This window comes from Rhodoferax sp. WC2427 (assembly GCF_040822085.1).
Taxonomy (GTDB): Bacteria; Pseudomonadota; Gammaproteobacteria; order Burkholderiales; family Burkholderiaceae_C; genus Rhodoferax_B.
Genome location: NZ_CP162006.1, coordinates 502,327 through 518,312, shown reverse-complemented (window position 1 = coordinate 518,312; position 15,986 = coordinate 502,327). Strand labels below are relative to the sequence as shown.

The window sequence follows — 15,986 nt, the reverse complement described above, 5'->3', positions numbered from 1 at the left end:
AATGACCACAATTTACTTACCGCTCATGGTCGTTGGCCAGCAGAGCTGACCACAACCGGCTTTGGCCAACATCTTTCCTTAAAGGAGCTTCGCAATGGCTGCCACGATCAATACCAACGTCAATTCTCTCAACGCCCAGCGCAATCTGGCAACCAGTGCGATGGGGCTGGCCACATCCATGCAGCGCCTGTCCTCTGGTCTGCGCGTGAACAGCGCCAAGGACGACGCCGCTGGCCTGGCCATCGCCGAACGCATGACGACCCAGTTGCGCGGCCTCTCGGTGGGGGCCCGCAATGCCAACGATGGCATTTCCTTGGCGCAAACGGCTGAAGGTGCGTTGGGCAAGGTGGGCGACATGCTGCAACGTATGCGGGAACTGGCGGTACAGGCCAGCAATGCCACCAACAGCGCCGCGGACCGCCAGGCCTTGCAGGCCGAGGTCGGCCAGCTGACCGATGAAATCGACCGGGTCGCCAAGCAGACCTCGTTCAACGGTCGAAAGATTCTGGACGGCTCGTTTGCCGGGGCGGTGTTCCAGGTAGGGGCCAACTCGGGCGACGTGGCATCGCTGGGTGCACTGACCAACTCCACCGCCGTCGGCTTGGCCGACATCGCCTACGGCTATGACCAGTCGGCCAGCCAGGTGGCGGCCTCGTCGGTGAATTCACTGACCGCGTTGAGCGCGGGGACTTTGTCGATATCGGTCACCGGGGCCGGCACGTTTTCCTTCGACCTGGGCCCTCTGGCGGCCGCCAGCTCAGGCTCGGAGCGCATGGGCCAGGTGGTAGAGGCGCTTAACCGCAAATCCACCGACACCGGCGTGACCGCCTTCTTGTCACAAAACCTGGACCAAACGTACCGCATCGACCTGATGTCGGCCAAGCTGGACTCCAACGGCGATGCCGCCGTGGTGGCGCTCACCGGCTTTACCGCCGCGACCACCGGCCTGACCTCGATTGCGGCGATGGGCTCCACGATCAATGCCGTCAACACCACGTCCGACGCGCTGGGCATCGACACCCTGACCGTGGACACCCAGCGCAATGCCTGGGTGGCCCTGAAGAAGATCGACGCGGCCATCGACCAGGTGAACTCGGCCCGCGCCAACCTGGGTGCGCTGCAAAGCCGCTTTGAAAGCGCTGTGAGCAACATCAGCATCCAGATAGAAAACCTGGCCGCCGCCAAGGGCCGGATCGTGGATGCCGACTTTGCCCAGGAAACGGCCAACCTGTCACGCACCCAAATTCTGCAGCAGGCCGGTACAGCCATGGTGGCCCAGGCCAACAAGCTGCCACAGGGTGTGTTGTCGCTGCTGCAGCAGTAAGCCTCCCCCGCATAAAAAAAGGCCTTTCGAGGCCTTTTTTTATGCACCAAAGAAGGTGCCTGCGCTTATTTGATCAGCGTAAGCAGCTATGTAATTTGACATCAAATTACATAGCAAACCAGCCCCTTCAGGCCATCGGCCTACTGCCGCATGCCCACCACGCGCAGCGGCTGTCCGGCCACCACCGAGTAGGCCGCGACCTCGCCCCGCACGATGGAGCCCGCCGCCACCACGCAGCCCCGCCGCAGGATGCAGCCGTCCAGCAGCACAACGTTGGCACCGATCCACACGTCGTCTTCCACCACGATGCCGCCCTTGCTGGGCATGAAGCCCTGTTCGCGGATGGGACGGTGGCGGTCCTGGTAGGCGTGGTTGACCGGGGCAAAGGTGCAGTTGGCGGCGATCGCAACCTGGTTGCCGATATGGATGCCGTTGCCGGTGTAGAGCACGCAACCGCTATTGATGACACACCACTCGCCCACCACCACGTCGCCAGTGCCGCCTGCAGGCTTGAATTTGACGAAGCTGTCCACCACGGTGTGGGCACCAATGTCGATGCGGGTGCCGCGCACCGAGTCTTCGATATCGGCCAGGTGCGATACCTGGGCTTGGGGGTGGATGGTGATCACTTGAACACCAGCCCCTGCCCCGTAGGCAGCTCCAGCACCTGGTAGCCGCGCTCGGCCAGCCAGGGGTCTTCGGCCAGCTTTTGGGCCCGGTAGGCCAGCCAGCCATAGTCGTCCAGCACCAAAATGCCCCCTGGCGACAGGCGGTCGAACAAAACCTCCAGCGCGCCGATCTCCGCCGGGGCGTTGTTCAGGTCGATGTGCAGGAAGGCCACTTTTTCCGGGCTGACCTGGTGCAGCACCTCGGGGATGCTGCCCTTCACCACCTGCACATTGGGGTGGTCGGCAAAGCGCGCGGTCACCTTGTCAAACAGGGTGGTGCTGTGCTCGGCCATGGAATGGTGCAGCATGCTGTCGTCGTGCTCGAACAGGTCGTAGAGGTAGTAGCTGCGGTCGGGCCGCTGGGCAAAGTCGGTGTACTCGCACAAGATGCGGGCGGTAATGCCCTTGTAGCAGGCGCATTCCACAAAGTCGCCCGGTATCTTGCGGGCGATCACGCTTTTGGCGGCCCAGGCCAGCACGGCCAGGCGCCAGACGATGGCTTCTTCGACCGGCGTCTCCACATTGCCACGCCACGCCGCCATGAATTTTTCATCCTGGAAGAAGCCCAGGTTGCGGCCGAAGGTGATGAGGTTGTCGCCGGTGAAGATACCGTCTTTGTGCGGGATGCTGTCGATGGTCTTTTGCACGCCCTGCACAAAGCCCTCGGCCTGGATGCCAAAAAACACGCTGGAGAGAAAGTTCATGGCGCTACCTCAGGCGATGCGTTGCAAAAACCCGTCGGGCGCAGAGGTGACCAGCAAACGGTCTTCCACCGACTTGTCGATCACAAAGCCGGGGTTGTGCTTCATCCACTCCCACACGGCCGTCTTGGGGTTGTCGCCCTTGCCCCAGGGGCGGTCGGTCCACACGTAGTCGTCAGGCATGTCTTCCACAAACGTATCAAACACGATGCAGTAGCTGCCCACGCTGACCAGCTCGGCATAGGCGTTCAGCTCGGCCAGCACGTGCGCGTGGGTGTGGTTGGAGTCCAGGCACACCAGCACCTTCTTTTTGCCCGCCGCCAGCGCCTTGACCTGGGCCACCACCTCGGGGGCGACGCTGGAGCCTTCGATCAGCGAAATGCGATGGCCCATGGGGTGGGCGGCAATGGCCTGGCGGTTGTGCGGGCGGATGTCGATGTCGATACCCACCACCTCGCCGTGGCCCAGCAGCTCCAGCATCGAGGCCGACAGCACCACCGAGCCGCCGTGGGCCACGCCGGTTTCAATGATGAGGTCGGGCTTCACGGCCCAGATGATCTCTTGCAGCGCCATCGCGTCCATCGGCAGCTGGATCAGCGGACGGCCCAGCCAGGAGAAGTTGTTCATGTACTTGCGCTCCAGGGCCATGGCACGCCATTGGTTGGAGAGCGCCCGAAACTCGGCATCGTCGGCAAAGGCGGCAATGCGCTGCTGCTTTTCCAGCTGGTAATCGGGGTGGGCCGAGGGGGTGGTTTCAAGGTAGGGCATGCAGACTCCTGTGTTGTCGGTATTGCTGGAGGAAATGGGGAAAGTAATCGGCAAATGGCTGGGGCACCAGGCCAAAGCGAGCGCGGGTCTTGTGGGTGTCGATGGGCTGAAAGTCCCACACCGGGGCCTCCGGCGCCACCGTCACGGTAAAGCCCATGTGGCGTTGCAGGGCTTCAACCACCTGCTGGTTGGCCACGCCCTCGCCGCTGGCCAGGTTGAAGATGCCGGTGTCGGGGCTGAGGGCGATGCGGGTCAACAGCTCCACCGCGTCGCCAATGGACAGGTAATCTTTGCAGGACGCCAGCGCGGTGTGCAGGTGCACATGGCCGGTGCGGCAGCCTTCGGCCAGCAGCTGGTCGATAAAAATGTCGGGGTCGGGCCGCAGGCCGACGATGTTGGACAGACGCGCCACCTTCATGCCCGCATGGCCGCCGTGCAGGCACAGCGACTCGCCCATCAGCTTGGACAGGTTGTACAGGTCGCTGGCATCGTTGGGGTTGACGTGCAGGCGGGCCGATTCGCGCGTATCGGTGGCACCGGCGTAAACGCGGGTGCTCGACAGGTAGGTCAGCGACGTGAACTGCGCCTGTTGCAGGAGTTGCCGCAAAAAGCACACATGCGCCTCCACCGTGTCCAGCGGGCGGCTGCGAAAGTCGGCCGTGAGGCCAATGGCGTAGACCACATGCCCCAGCGGCCGGGTGAACACCGCCGGGTCGCCCCGCACCGGGGCATAGCAGGCGTGGCCCGCCCGCTGCAAGTGCGCCACCAAGTGCTGGCCGATAAAGCCCCCCGCGCCCAGCACGGTGATGGAGGGGGCTTCAGACATGGGGAACACCCGCGTAGGTGGCCACATCCAGCAGCGGGCGCTGGGCATCGCGGGCCGATATTTCGGCCACTGGCAGGGGCCAGTCGATGGCCAGCGCCGGGTCGAGCGGGTGCAGGCCGTCCTCGAATTCCGCGCTGTAGGCGGTGGTGACGAGGTAGAGAATTTCGCTGTCAGGCTCCAGCGTCTGGAAACCATGGGCGAAGCCGGGAGGGATCACCAGGCTGTTTTGCGCCTGGGCCGACAGCTCCACGCCAAACCACTGCAAAAAGGTAGGTGAGCCGCTGCGCAAATCCACCGCCACGTCAAAAATGCGGCCGCTCAGGCAGCTGACCACCTTGGTTTCGGCGTGCGGCGGGTGCTGGAAGTGCAGGCCGCGCAGCGTGCCGGGCTGGTGGGAGAACGAATGGTTGATCTGCGCCAAGGGCTGCACCACGCCGATGGCGGCAAACTCCTGCGCGCAGTAGAAGCGGGCAAAAAAACCCCGCGCGTCGCGGATGGGCTGGCGCTGCGCCAGCCACAACCCGGCCAGGGGCGTGGGCTGGAAATGAAAACGCGGTGTGGCGACTTCAAGCATCAAAACGACCTCCAACGCTTATGGATAGAGCGTGAGAAGCTACTAATAACATAGCATTTACTCCACGCCACCAAATGCGGCTATCTGGTCCCGACAGGCCACCGCCATGTCGTCCCCGGCCCGCCAGGCACGCTGCCAGGCCACCGTGTGGGCCAGGGCTTCCTCCAGGCTCCAGCGCGGTTGCCAGCCCAGCGCGGCGCGGGCGCGCGTGATGTCCAGGCGCAACTGGCCGGCCTCGTGCGGGTGGCTGCCACCCTCGGGAAATTCGACGCGTGCGCCCTGCCCCCACAGCACGGCCAGCCGCTGGGCGACCTGGCCCACGGTAGCCTCGCCGCGGGCATCGGGGCCGAAGTTCCAGGCGCTGGCGGCAGCGGGGCCGTCCTGCAGGGCCTGGGCCAGGCGCAAATAGCCCGACAGTGGCTCCAAAACGTGCTGCCAGGGCCGTACCGCACCGGGAAAGCGCAGCTGCACCGGCTGGCCATGCGCAAAGGCCTTCAAACAATCCGGCACCAGCCGGTCGGCCGCCCAGTCGCCGCCGCCGATGACGTTGCCCGCGCGGGCGGTGGCGATCTGCGCCGCGCCGGGGGTGTGGAAGAAGCTGGCGCGGTAGCTGGCGGCCACGATTTCCGCCGCGCCCTTGCTGGCGCTGTAGGGGTCGTGCCCGCCCAGTGCATCGCTTTCGCGGTAGGGGTAGACCCATTCGCGGTTGTCGTAGACCTTGTCGGTCGTCACCACCACCACGGCGCGCACGCTGGGCACCTGGCGCACGGCCTCCAGCAGGTGGGCGGTGCCCATGACGTTGGTGGCGAGGGTGCCCAGCGGGTCGGCATAGCTGGCGCGCACCAAGGGCTGGGCGGCCAGGTGGAATACGACTCGGGGCTGGGCGGCGGTCAACGCGGCCTGCAACGCGGTGCGGTCGGCCAGATCGGCGCGCGCGTCGCTGGCCAGCACCTCGGCCACACGCGCCGCGCCAAACAGGTTGGGGGTGGTGTTCGGGTCCAGCGCGTAGCCGTGCACCTTGGCCCCCAGCGCGTGCAGCCACAGGGCCAGCCAGCCGCCTTTGAAGCCGGTGTGGCCGGTGAGAAAAACCGGGGTGTCAGACCACATCACCATGTTTTCCAGGGGGCTTTGCCCGACAGCCACAGCTCTTCGAGCAGGTTTTTCTCACGCAGCGTGTCCATGGGTTGCCAGAAGCCGGTGTGTTCAAAAGCCATGAGCTGGCCTTCGGCGGCCAGGCCCGTCAGCGGCTCTTGCTCCCAGCTGGTGTGGTCGTCGGCAATGCGGCCCAGCACCTGGGGCGAGAGCACAAAAAAGCCCCCGTTGATCAAGCCGCCATCGCCACGCGGCTTCTCGGTGAAGCCCTGCACCACCGCACCGCGCATGTTCAACGCGCCATAGCGGCCCGGGGGCTGCACCGCGGTGACGGTGGCCAGCTTGCCGTGCCGGTGGTGGAAGGCGATGGATGCACCAATATCCACATCCGACACGCCGTCCCCGTAGGTGAAGCAAAAGGCTTCTTCACCCCGCAGGTAGTCGGCCACCCGCTTGAGGCGGCCGCCGGTCATGGAGTCGTCGCCGGTGTCCACCAGGGTCACCTTCCAGGGCTCGGCGTGCTTGTGGTGCACTTCCATGCGGTTGTTGGCCATGTCGAAGGTCACGTCAGACATGTGCAGGAAATAGTTGGCGAAGTATTCCTTGATGATGTAGCCCTTGTAGCCGCAGCAGATCACGAAGTCGTTCACGCCGTGGGCGGAGTACATCTTCAGGATGTGCCACAGGATGGGCTTGCCACCGATCTCGATCATCGGCTTGGGTTTGAGGTGGGTTTCCTCCGAGATGCGGGTGCCCAGGCCCCCGGCCAAAATGACGGCTTTCATGTTTGCGACTCCTCCCAGCGTTGGAACATCTGTGCGTAGGCGGTCTCGACCTTGCGGGCAAAGCCGGGCTCGTCCATCAGCGTGCTGGCCTGCATCTCACCCCGCAAATTGGCGCGGTGCGCGGCCAGGGCGGGCAGGTCATGGGCCAGGGCGACCACGATGTCGACGTATTCGTCTTCGGTCTGGGCAATCCACTCTGGGTGGCCTACGGCGTGCAAGATGGAGCTTCCGATGCGCCCCACGCTGGGCCGGCCCGCCAAGGTGGCATAGGGAATGCCCATGTACAGGGTCTCCACCAGCGTGGTGCCGGAGTTGTGCGGAAAGCAGTCCAGCCCGATGTCGATACCGCGCAGCACGTCCCACGGGGGGCTGTTGTAGCCGACGTACACACGCTCCTGCGCAATGCCCTGCGCCGTGAATTGCAGCAGCAGGGCCTGCGCCACGTCGTGGTCTTTGAAGGAACTGCTGTCGATCACGATGCGCGCCGTGGGCAGGCGCTGCAAGATCTGCACCCACACGCGGATGGTGCGGTAGTTGATGCGCACGCCCCGCGTGAGCGTGCCCAGCGTCACATAACCCCGCTGCAGCGCGGGCAAGGCGTTCACCTCGCCCATCGATGTGCCAGGGCGGTACGCGGTAAAACAGGTATCGGGCAGGGGCCAGGGGGTTTCCGCAAACAGGTGTTCGCTGCCCTGTGGCGCGCTGATGGCATCGGTCAGGTAGTAGTCAATGGCTTGCAGGCCGGTGGTGTAGCCATAGCCCATCCAGCTCATGGACACCGGGGCAGGCTTGCGGGCAAACAGGCACAAGCGGTTGCCCGAGGTGTGGCCTGCCATGTCCACCAAGATATCAATGCCATCGGCCCGGATACGCTGCGCCAAGGCCACGTCCGACATGCCGCGTATCGGCACCCAGTGCTCAAAGTACTCCTTGTAGCGCTTGGTGGCGTGGTCTTCCTGGGTGAGGTCGGCGTAAGCGTACAGCTCGACCACTTGGGCGTCGTGCTGTGACAGCAGGGGCTCCATAAAGAAGATGCACGAGTGGTTCTTGAAGTCTGGCGACACGTAGCCCACCTTGAGCCGCCGCCCAGCCGCCGGGACGTTGGTATGGGGGGTCCAGGTGTCCCGGTGGACGCTGCAAAACCGTCGGTCAAATTCACGGTACGCCTCGAAGATCTCCTCGGCGCTTTTGTCTGCGTCGTAGTTCAGCGCAAACAGCATGTTGGAGAAAATGCCTTGGTTGTCCGGCATCAGCTCCAAAGCCTTGCGGAAACCGGCCTCCGCCTCGATCAACCGCCCCTGGGTCATCAAGATCACGGCATGGTTGGTCACCGCAACCACCAGTTCAGGCTGGATGTCCAAGGCCCGTTGCGCGCAGGCTTCGGCCTCGGTCAGCCGCCCTTGTTCTTTGAGATTGGCGGCCAGATTGCACCAGATTTCAGGGGCTTTGGGGTTGATGTCCAGCGCCCGACGGAAATCGGCCTCGGCATCAGCGTACAGGCCCAGCTCGCCCAGCAGGTTGGCGCGGGTGAAGTAATCGGCAAGGTCGTCTTCCTTCACGTCCACGGCACTGCGCATGCAGGCCTCTGCTTCGGCACGGCGGCCTTGCCGTTGCAGATTGCGCCCCAGTTGTATGACCGCCTGCATATGACCGGGCTTGACCTGCAAAAACCGGCGCCACACCGACTCGGCCTCCACCAGGAAGCCCGCGTCTTGCAAGAGCCCGCCGAGGCTGTCGTAGGCACTCTCCAGCTGCGGTTGCAAGCGCAGGGCTTCGCGGTAACAGGGGATGGCCTGCGCTTGCTGTCCCTGTCCGACCAGGGTGTTGCCCAGATTGTGGTGGGCGTCGGCATCGTCCGGGTGCTGGGCAATCACGGCGCGGTAGCAGGGCTCGGCCTGGGCCATCAGGCCCTGCTGCTCATAGGCCAGCGCCAGATTGAACAAGGCCTCGGTGTCGTCGGGCAGCAACTGCACGGCACGTTGCTTGGCCTGCAAAGCGGCCTCCACATGGCCCTGCTTTTGCAAAAAGGAACCCAGCAGCTTCCAGCTGTAGCCATGGCGCGGGTAGCGCGCCACCAGGGCCTGCGCTGCCGCCTCGCCCTGGGCAAACGCCTGGTCCTGGAACAGACGCACCAGGGCATTCATCTCGTCCACGCTCGGCGTGGCTTCTACCGCATCCACCGCGGTCTGGTGGGCCCAGCGGGCAAACATCTGGGCATAGGCCTGCTCGACCTTGCGGGTAAAGCCGCTCTCGTCCATCAGCACACTGGCCTGCATTTCGGCCCGCAGGCTGGCGCGGTGCCGGGCCAGGGCGGGCAGATCACAGGCCAGGGCGACAACCTTCTCGATGTAGTCGTCTTCGCTGTGGGCAATCCACTCCGGGTGGCCCAGGCTGTGCAGGATGCTGCTGCCAATGCGGCCCACGCTGGGGCGGCCCGCCAAGGTCACATACGGGATGCCCATGTACAGGGTTTCAAACAGGGTGGTGCCGCTGTTGTGCGGAAAGCAGTCCAGCCCCAGGTCGATGCCGCGCAGCACGTCCCACGGTGGGCTGTTAAAGCCGATGTGCAGGCGCTCGGCAGCGATGCCGTAGGCGGCAAACTTCTGCACCGCGTCGGCCTGCACCGTGGCGTCCAGGAACGACCGGCTGTCGATCACCAAATGGGCCGTGGGCAGCCGCAACAAGATGCTGGCCCACACGCGCAGGCTGTGGTGGTTGATGCGCACGCCCCGGGTCAAAGTGCCCAGCGTGACATAGCCGCGCTGCGCGGCGGGCAAGGCATTGACCTCGCCCATGCCGGGGCCGGGACGGTAGGCCGTAAAGCAGGTGCCGTCCAGGCGCCATGGCTCTTCCGAGAACAGGTGCTCGCTGCCCGCGGGCGTGCACACGGCATCGGTCAGGTAGTAGTCAATGGCACGCAGGCCGGTGGTGTAGCCGTAGCCCATCCAGCTGATCGACACGGGCGCCGGTTTGCGGGCAAATGCGCCCAGGCGGTTGCCTGTGCTGTGACCTGCCAGATCAACCAGGATGTCGATGCCATCGGCCCGAATGCGCTGCGCCAGGGCCGCGTCGCTCATGCCCCGGGTGGGCACCCAATGGGACACGTAGCCCTTGTAGCGCTGGCTCGCCGCATCTTCTATGCTCAGGTCGGCATAGGCGGTGACCTCGACCAGCGCCGGGTCATGCCGGGCCAGCAAGGGCTCCAGAAAGTAGCTGCACGCGTGGCTGCGAAAATCGGGCGACACATAGCCCACCTTCAAGCGCCGCCCCGGGGTGCGCTGGTTGGTGTGCGGCTTCCAGGCGCTCCGGTAGGGATCGCCAAATCGGCGCTCGTACTCGCAGTAGCTCTTAAATATCTCCTCGGCACTGTGGTCGGGGTGGTAGTTCAGCGTGAACAACAGGTTGTCAAAAATCCAGATGCTTTGGGGTTTGAGAGCCAAAGCTGCCTGGAAGTTGGCCTCCGATTCGGGGATGCGCCCCATTTTTTGGTAGGTGATGGCCAGGTTGTTGTAGGCCTCGGCGTAGTCGGGCTTGAGCGCCAAGGCCCGCTGCAAGACCGTTTCGGCCAGCGCGTATTGCCCCATGTCTTGCAGGGACTGGCCCAGGTTGCAGGCGGCCTCGGCATCCTGCGGCATCAGGTGCGCGGCTTGCTTCTTGGCCTGCAACGACTCTTCGGCACGACCCAAAGGGTGCAGCATGATGCCCAGAGCCTTCCAGCCAAAACCGTGCTGCGGGTACAAGCGCACCAACTCGCGGGCGGCGGCTTCACCCGCCACAAAGTCGCGGGATTGGAAAAGCGAGGAAACCAACTTCATTTCATCGGCGCTGGGCTGGCTGCGGCGCGCCACGGGAGACGCCTTTTGGGTGGCTTGCGGGGCGGTGCTGGCCCAGCGGGCAAACATCTGGGCATAGGCCTGCTCGACCTTGCGGGTAAAGCCGCTCTCGTCCATCAGCACACTGGCCTGCATTTCGGCACGCAGGCTGGCGCGGTGCCGGGCCAGGGCGGGCAGATCACAGGCCAGGGCGACGACCTTCTCGATGTAGTCGTCTTCGCTGTGGGCAATCCACTCCGGGTGGCCCAGGCTGTGCAGGATGCTGCTGCCAATGCGGCCCACGCTGGGGCGGCCCGCCAAGGTCACATACGGGATGCCCATGTACAGGGTTTCAAACAGGGTGGTGCCGCTGTTGTGCGGAAAGCAGTCCAGCCCCAGGTCAATGCCGCGCAGCACGTCCCACGGTGGGCTGTTAAAGCCGATGTGCAGGCGCTCGGCAGCGATGCCGTAGGCGGCAAACTTCTGCACCGCGTCGGCCTGCACCGTGGCGTCCAGGAACGACCGGCTGTCGATCACCAAATGGGCCGTGGGCAGCCGCAACAAGATGCTGGCCCACACGCGCAGGCTGTGGTGGTTGATGCGTACGCCCCGGGTCAAAGTGCCCAGCGTGACATAGCCGCGCTGCGCGGCGGGCAAGGCATTGACCTCGCCCATGCCGGGGCCGGGGCGGTAGGCCGTAAAGCAGGTGCCGTCCAGGCGCCATGGTTCTTCCGAGAACAGGTGATCGCTGCCCGCGGGCGTGCACACGGCATCGGTCAGGTAGTAGTCGATGGCCCGCAGGCCGGTGGTATAGCCAAATCCCATCCAGCTCATCGACACCGGCGCCGGTTTGCGGGCAAACGCGCCCAGGCGGTTGCCCGCAGTGTGACCCGCCAGATCGACCAGGATGTCGATGCCATCGGCCCGGATGCGCTGCGCCAGGGCCACGTCGCTCATGCCCCGGGTGGGCACCCAGTGCTCAACATACTGCTTGTACCGCTGGGTGACGGCATCTTCATGCGTCAACTCTGCGTAGGCGTAGAGCTCCACCACCTGTCGGTCATGCCGGGCCAGCAAGGGCTCCATGAAATAGGTGCAGGCATGGCCCCTGAAGTCGGGGGACACGTAGCCCACTTTCAAGCGCCGCTGGGTGCTGCGCGGGTTTTGGTGAGGCACCCACTCGGCACGTGCTGGCGCACCAAAGCGCCGTTCGTACTCGCTGTAACTTTTGAATATCTCCTCGGCACTGCGGTCGGGGTGGTAATTCACCACGAACAGCAAATTGTCAAAAGCAATTTTGTAATCGGCCTTGGCTGCAACGGCTTTTTGCAAGACGGCAATAGCTTCGTCGATCTGCCCATTCAATGTGAACAAGCCGCTGAGGTTGTTGAGTGCCTCTGCAAATTGGGGGTTGATCTTTATCGCACGCTCAAAACATTGGCGCGCTTCATCCACCTGGCCATTGGCATTCAACGCCAAACCTAAATTGTTCAAGGCCTCGGCATAGTCTGGCTTGGTGGCTACGCAGGTCCGCAGGGCCTCAATAGCCTGCAGCGTCAGGCCCAGCTCAAAGTACGAGCGCCCCAGGTTACACAGACCCTCAGCGTCGTCAGGCAGCAATTGCACCGCCCTTTTCTTGGCTTCCAGGGCCTCTTCTTTCTTTCCTTGCGGCTGCAGCATGGTGCCCAGCGCCTTCCAGGCGAAGCCGCTTTCGGGGTAGCGCTGCACCAGCTTGCGGGCGTGCGCTTCGCCTTGCTCGTATTTTTTTTGCTGAAAGAGGCTCACCAGGGCCTGCTTTTCCGTCTGGTTGGGTTCCCGCTCCGGCTCGGGGATAGCGACAGGGGTGGATGTGTCGGCCAGCCGCGGCATCCGCTCGGTCAGCGCATTGACCATGCCCACCGACAAGCCCTGGGCCAACGGCAAGACCTGGCGGGCCAGGTCGAAGTGCTCGCAGCGCACCAGGCAGTCGATGTAACTGAACCAAAACTGGGGCCGCTCGGCATCAGCATTCAGCGCCGCCTCAAAATAAGGCAAGGCCTCCTGGGGCCTCAGCAATTGCACCGCCAGCAACACGCCCAGGTTGTGACTCGCATCGGCATGTTCAGGCTCACGGGACAGTAGAGCACGGTAGTCCGTTTCCGCTGCGACGAAGTCCAGGCCCCGGTGGGCCTCGATAGCCTGCTCCAGCAGGCTGTCCACGGTCGTGGTGTCGGTGTGCTGCGGGCTGGATGTCTCGGTACTTGCGTCGATCATGGTCTTGCTGCCTGGAGCGCAGGGAGTGTCTGATGGTCAAGGATAACGACGACTCGGCAACCACAAAGCCCGATTAGCTGTCGTTTTGGGCCTCTTCTTCTGGTGCACGCGCCCATAAATCCGATACATTTACACACAGCGTACCAGCGCCAAGCCGCGCCCACCGCCATAACTCCCCCGTTAACGACTGCCACCATCCAAACATGATTGTTCTCATCGGCTATGCCGTCTCCATGGGTTGCATCTTTGGTGTTTACATCTTCCACGGTGGCAACATTTCAGTGATCTTGCACGCCCTGCCGTTTGAGCTGATCACCATCTTCGGCGGTGCGCTGGGCGCGTTTGCGGTGAACAACCAGCCCAAAGTGCTCAAAGCCACCATGGCCCTGCTGCCGCAGGCGCTCAAAGGCTCCAAATACACCAAGACGCGCTACATGGAGTTGCTGTCGCTGATGTATGACATTCTGCAAAAAGCCCGCAAGGAAGGCCTGATGGCGATCGAAGGCGACGTGGAGTCGCCCGAGAACTCCGAAATCTTCAAAAAGTACGCCACGGTGGGCAGCGACCACCATGTGGTGGAGTTCATGACCGACTATCTGCGCATGATGGTGTCGGGCAACCTGAACGCCCACGAAATCGAGTCGCTGATGGACAGCGAGATCGACACCCACCACGCTGAAGCCCACGCCCCGATTGCGGCCATCGCCCGGCTGGCCGGCGCGCTGCCCGCCTTCGGGATTGTGGCTGCGGTGTTGGGGGTGGTGAACACCATGGGCTCTGTGGGACAGCCACCATCGGTGCTGGGCGGCATGATTGCGTCGGCGCTGGTGGGAACCTTCCTGGGGATTTTGCTGGCCTATGGCGTGGTGGAGCCGCTGGGCGGCCTGCTGGAGCAAAAAACCGAAGACAGTGCCAAGGAACTGCAGTGCATGAAAACCACGCTCCTGGCCAGCATGCAGGGCTACAACCCGGCCACCGCCATCGAGTTTGGCCGCAAGGTGCTGTTCTCGGGCGACCGACCCAGCTTTGCAGAACTGGAAGGCCATGTGCGTGGCAAGAAGTAATTCTTTAGCAGACTGATATGGCGACGGAAGGCAAAAAGCTCCAACCGATCATCGTCAAGAAGATCAAAAAAGGTGGCCACGCCGTGCATGGTGGTGCCTGGAAGATCGCCTACGCCGACTTTGTAACGGCCATGATGGCCTTCTTTTTGCTGATGTGGCTGCTGGGCTCCACATCGGAAGGCGACAAAAAAGGCCTGTCCGATTTCTTCAACACCCCGCTCAAGGTGGCCATGCAAGGCGGCAGCGGCGCGGGGGCGAGTAACAGCATTTTGTCGGGCGGCGGCTCCGACCTGACCAAGACGGCCGGGCAAGGCACCCGCGGCACGGGCGATGACCCGGTCAAAAAGAAGATGGACGAAGCCGCAGCCAAGGCCGAAATTGCCAAGCAGGATGCTTCGCGCATCAAGAATTTGCGCGACAAGATCGACGCATTGATCACCAACAACCCGAAACTCGCTGAATTCCGCTCGCAGATCCGCATGGAAACCACCCCCGACGGATTGCAGATCCAGATTGTGGACGAGCAAAACCGCCCCATGTTCGACAGCGGCAGCGCCCTGGTCAAACCCTATATGCGCGATATTTTGCGGGCGATCGGCGAGGCCCTGAACGGGGTCGAAAACCGCATCAGCCTGGCTGGGCATACCGACAGCACGCCCTATGGCAATGGTGAGCGGGGCTACAGCAACTGGGAACTATCCGCGGACCGGGCCAATGCTTCGCGCCGCGAATTGGTGGCAGCCGGCATGCCCGATGAAAAAATGGCCCGCGTGGTGGGCCTGGCAGCCAGCAGCCTGCTGGACCCCAAAACACCGGTCGCCCCGGTGAATCGGCGCATCAGCATTACGATCATGACCAGAGAAGCGGAGGCGCGGCTGATGGGCAATGCCACAATAGCATCTTCTGTAACAAATGAAACAGCGCCGGAACCCGAGCAGACTGCCGTTCCAACGCCCGCACGGGGTGTACCCAAACCATGATATCGCCGAGAACCTTCAAAATGCGCTCTATTCCTGCAACCTTCATCGAAAGGGTCACCCGTGGCAAATGACCTGCGTTTTTTAATCGTGGATGACTTCTCCACCATGCGCCGCATCGTGCGTAACCTGCTCAAAGAAAGCGGTTATCCCGATGCGGATGAAGCCGAAGACGGTCTGGCCGCCCTGCAAAAGCTGCGCAGTGGCGTGCATTTTGATTTCGTGGTGAGCGATATCAACATGCCCAACATGAACGGCTTCCAGTTGCTGGCCGAAATCAAGGGCGACGAAAAGCTGAAGCACCTGCCGGTGCTGATGGTGACCGCCGAAGCCCGCAAGGAAGATATCGTGGCCGCCGCCCAAGGTGGCGCTGCCGGGTATATCGTGAAGCCGTTTACCAAGGCCACGCTGGAAGAAAAGCTGACGCACATTCTCAAAAAGAACGGGCTGATTCCAGCATGACCGCCGCTGCCCTACCCGCCGATGGAGAGTTGCAGCCAGCGGTGCACCAGAAGTTGGGCATGCTGACACGCCAACTGCACAATTCGCTCAACGAGTTGGGTTATACCGACAAACTCAAGGGCAGCGCCGAAGAGCTACCCGACGCACAAAGCCGCCTGACCTACATCGCTCGCCTGACCGGCGAAGCGGCTGAAAAGGTGCTCAGCCGGGTCGACCTGGCCAAAATCCAGCACGACTTCATTGCCGCGGAAACCAGCAAGCTGGCCGCGTTCATCGTCAAGGACCCGGTGGCTGCCGTCGCCACCGGCGCGGTGTACAACTTTGTGGCCGACGTCGAGCGCGCCAGCAAAGAAATCGACATGCACCTGACCGAAATCATGATGGCGCAGGATTTCCACGACCTGACCGGCCAGGTGATTGCGCGGGTAGTGAACCTGACGTCGACGATCGAAAAGCAGCTGATCGAGCTGCTGATCCAGACCGCGCCCAGTCCTTCGCCGATCCAGCCCAAAGTCCTGGAAGGACTGGCAGGCCCGGTGGTCGACGCTTCAAACCGCACCGATGTGGTGACGGACCAGTCGCAAGTGGATGATTTGCTCGCCAGCCTAGGCTTTTAATAAGCCACGCTAAAGCCTGTTTATCAGGCTTTAGCGCAGCGGCTCGGTGCCGACAATGGGGAT

13 protein-coding genes are annotated in these 15,986 nt (G+C 63.2%); 5 read left to right on the top strand and 8 right to left on the bottom strand.

The annotated features are described in order from the left end of the window. Positions 1 to 94 precede the first annotated feature (94 nt). A complete protein-coding gene (locus AB3G31_RS02460) occupies positions 95 to 1,324 on the top strand; it encodes a flagellin (RefSeq protein WP_367848653.1) in 1,230 nt (409 codons plus the stop codon). Positions 1,325 to 1,464: 140 nt separating this feature from the next. Here AB3G31_RS02460 and AB3G31_RS02455 read toward each other — a convergent pair whose 3' ends face one another. From AB3G31_RS02455 to AB3G31_RS02420, 8 genes are read right to left on the bottom strand one after another with little or no spacing between them, the layout of a single operon-like run. Next, positions 1,465 to 1,953, bottom strand: a complete 489-nt coding sequence (locus tag AB3G31_RS02455; RefSeq protein WP_367848652.1) for a DapH/DapD/GlmU-related protein — start codon at positions 1,951 to 1,953, stop codon at positions 1,465 to 1,467. Beyond that, the gene (locus AB3G31_RS02450; protein WP_367848651.1) at positions 1,950 to 2,696 is read right to left on the bottom strand and encodes a TylF/MycF/NovP-related O-methyltransferase; all 747 of its coding nucleotides are present in this window, start codon (positions 2,694 to 2,696) and stop codon (positions 1,950 to 1,952) included. The genes AB3G31_RS02455 and AB3G31_RS02450 overlap by 4 nt, the downstream gene beginning before the upstream one ends. Positions 2,697 to 2,705: 9 nt before the next feature. Next, positions 2,706 to 3,461 carry a cephalosporin hydroxylase family protein gene (locus AB3G31_RS02445; protein WP_367848650.1) on the bottom strand — a complete coding sequence of 252 codons (756 nt, stop codon included), beginning with the start codon at positions 3,459 to 3,461 and terminating at the stop codon, positions 2,706 to 2,708. Then, positions 3,448 to 4,287 carry an NAD-dependent epimerase/dehydratase family protein gene (locus tag AB3G31_RS02440; RefSeq protein ID WP_367848649.1) on the bottom strand — a complete coding sequence of 280 codons (840 nt, stop codon included), beginning with the start codon at positions 4,285 to 4,287 and terminating at the stop codon, positions 3,448 to 3,450. Before AB3G31_RS02440 ends, AB3G31_RS02445 begins: the two co-directional genes overlap by 14 nt. Beyond that, positions 4,280 to 4,861, bottom strand: a complete 582-nt coding sequence (gene rfbC / locus AB3G31_RS02435; RefSeq protein WP_367848648.1) for a dTDP-4-dehydrorhamnose 3,5-epimerase — start codon at positions 4,859 to 4,861, stop codon at positions 4,280 to 4,282. The genes AB3G31_RS02440 and rfbC overlap by 8 nt, the downstream gene beginning before the upstream one ends. Before the next feature lie 57 nt (positions 4,862 to 4,918). Next, complete coding sequence (rfbG, locus tag AB3G31_RS02430; protein WP_367848647.1) at positions 4,919 to 5,968, bottom strand: CDP-glucose 4,6-dehydratase; 1,050 nt, start codon at positions 5,966 to 5,968, stop codon at positions 4,919 to 4,921. After that, positions 5,968 to 6,738, bottom strand: coding sequence for a glucose-1-phosphate cytidylyltransferase (gene rfbF, locus AB3G31_RS02425; protein WP_367848646.1), 771 nt, complete (start codon positions 6,736 to 6,738; stop codon positions 5,968 to 5,970). The genes rfbG and rfbF overlap by 1 nt, the downstream gene beginning before the upstream one ends. Then, positions 6,735 to 12,803, bottom strand: a complete 6,069-nt coding sequence (locus tag AB3G31_RS02420) for a tetratricopeptide repeat protein (RefSeq protein ID WP_367848645.1) — start codon at positions 12,801 to 12,803, stop codon at positions 6,735 to 6,737. Before AB3G31_RS02420 ends, rfbF begins: the two co-directional genes overlap by 4 nt. 203 nt (positions 12,804 to 13,006) lie before the next feature. On the opposite strand from AB3G31_RS02420, the gene motA reads away from it, so the two are divergent. From motA to AB3G31_RS02400, 4 genes are read left to right on the top strand one after another with little or no spacing between them, the layout of a single operon-like run. Next, positions 13,007 to 13,867 (top strand): flagellar motor stator protein MotA, encoded by an 861-nt coding sequence (gene motA, locus AB3G31_RS02415; RefSeq protein WP_367848644.1) that lies wholly within the window; start codon positions 13,007 to 13,009, stop codon positions 13,865 to 13,867. Positions 13,868 to 13,884: 17 nt separating this feature from the next. Further along, positions 13,885 to 14,847, top strand: a complete 963-nt coding sequence (gene motB, locus AB3G31_RS02410) for a flagellar motor protein MotB (RefSeq protein ID WP_367848643.1) — start codon at positions 13,885 to 13,887, stop codon at positions 14,845 to 14,847. 60 nt (positions 14,848 to 14,907) lie between these two features. Beyond that, positions 14,908 to 15,306: a chemotaxis response regulator CheY gene (gene cheY, locus AB3G31_RS02405; RefSeq protein ID WP_367848642.1), complete on the top strand. Its 399-nt coding sequence runs from the start codon at positions 14,908 to 14,910 to the stop codon at positions 15,304 to 15,306. After that, positions 15,303 to 15,923 carry a protein phosphatase CheZ gene (locus AB3G31_RS02400; RefSeq protein ID WP_367848641.1) on the top strand — a complete coding sequence of 207 codons (621 nt, stop codon included), beginning with the start codon at positions 15,303 to 15,305 and terminating at the stop codon, positions 15,921 to 15,923. The genes cheY and AB3G31_RS02400 overlap by 4 nt, the downstream gene beginning before the upstream one ends. Positions 15,924 to 15,986 lie beyond the last annotated feature (63 nt).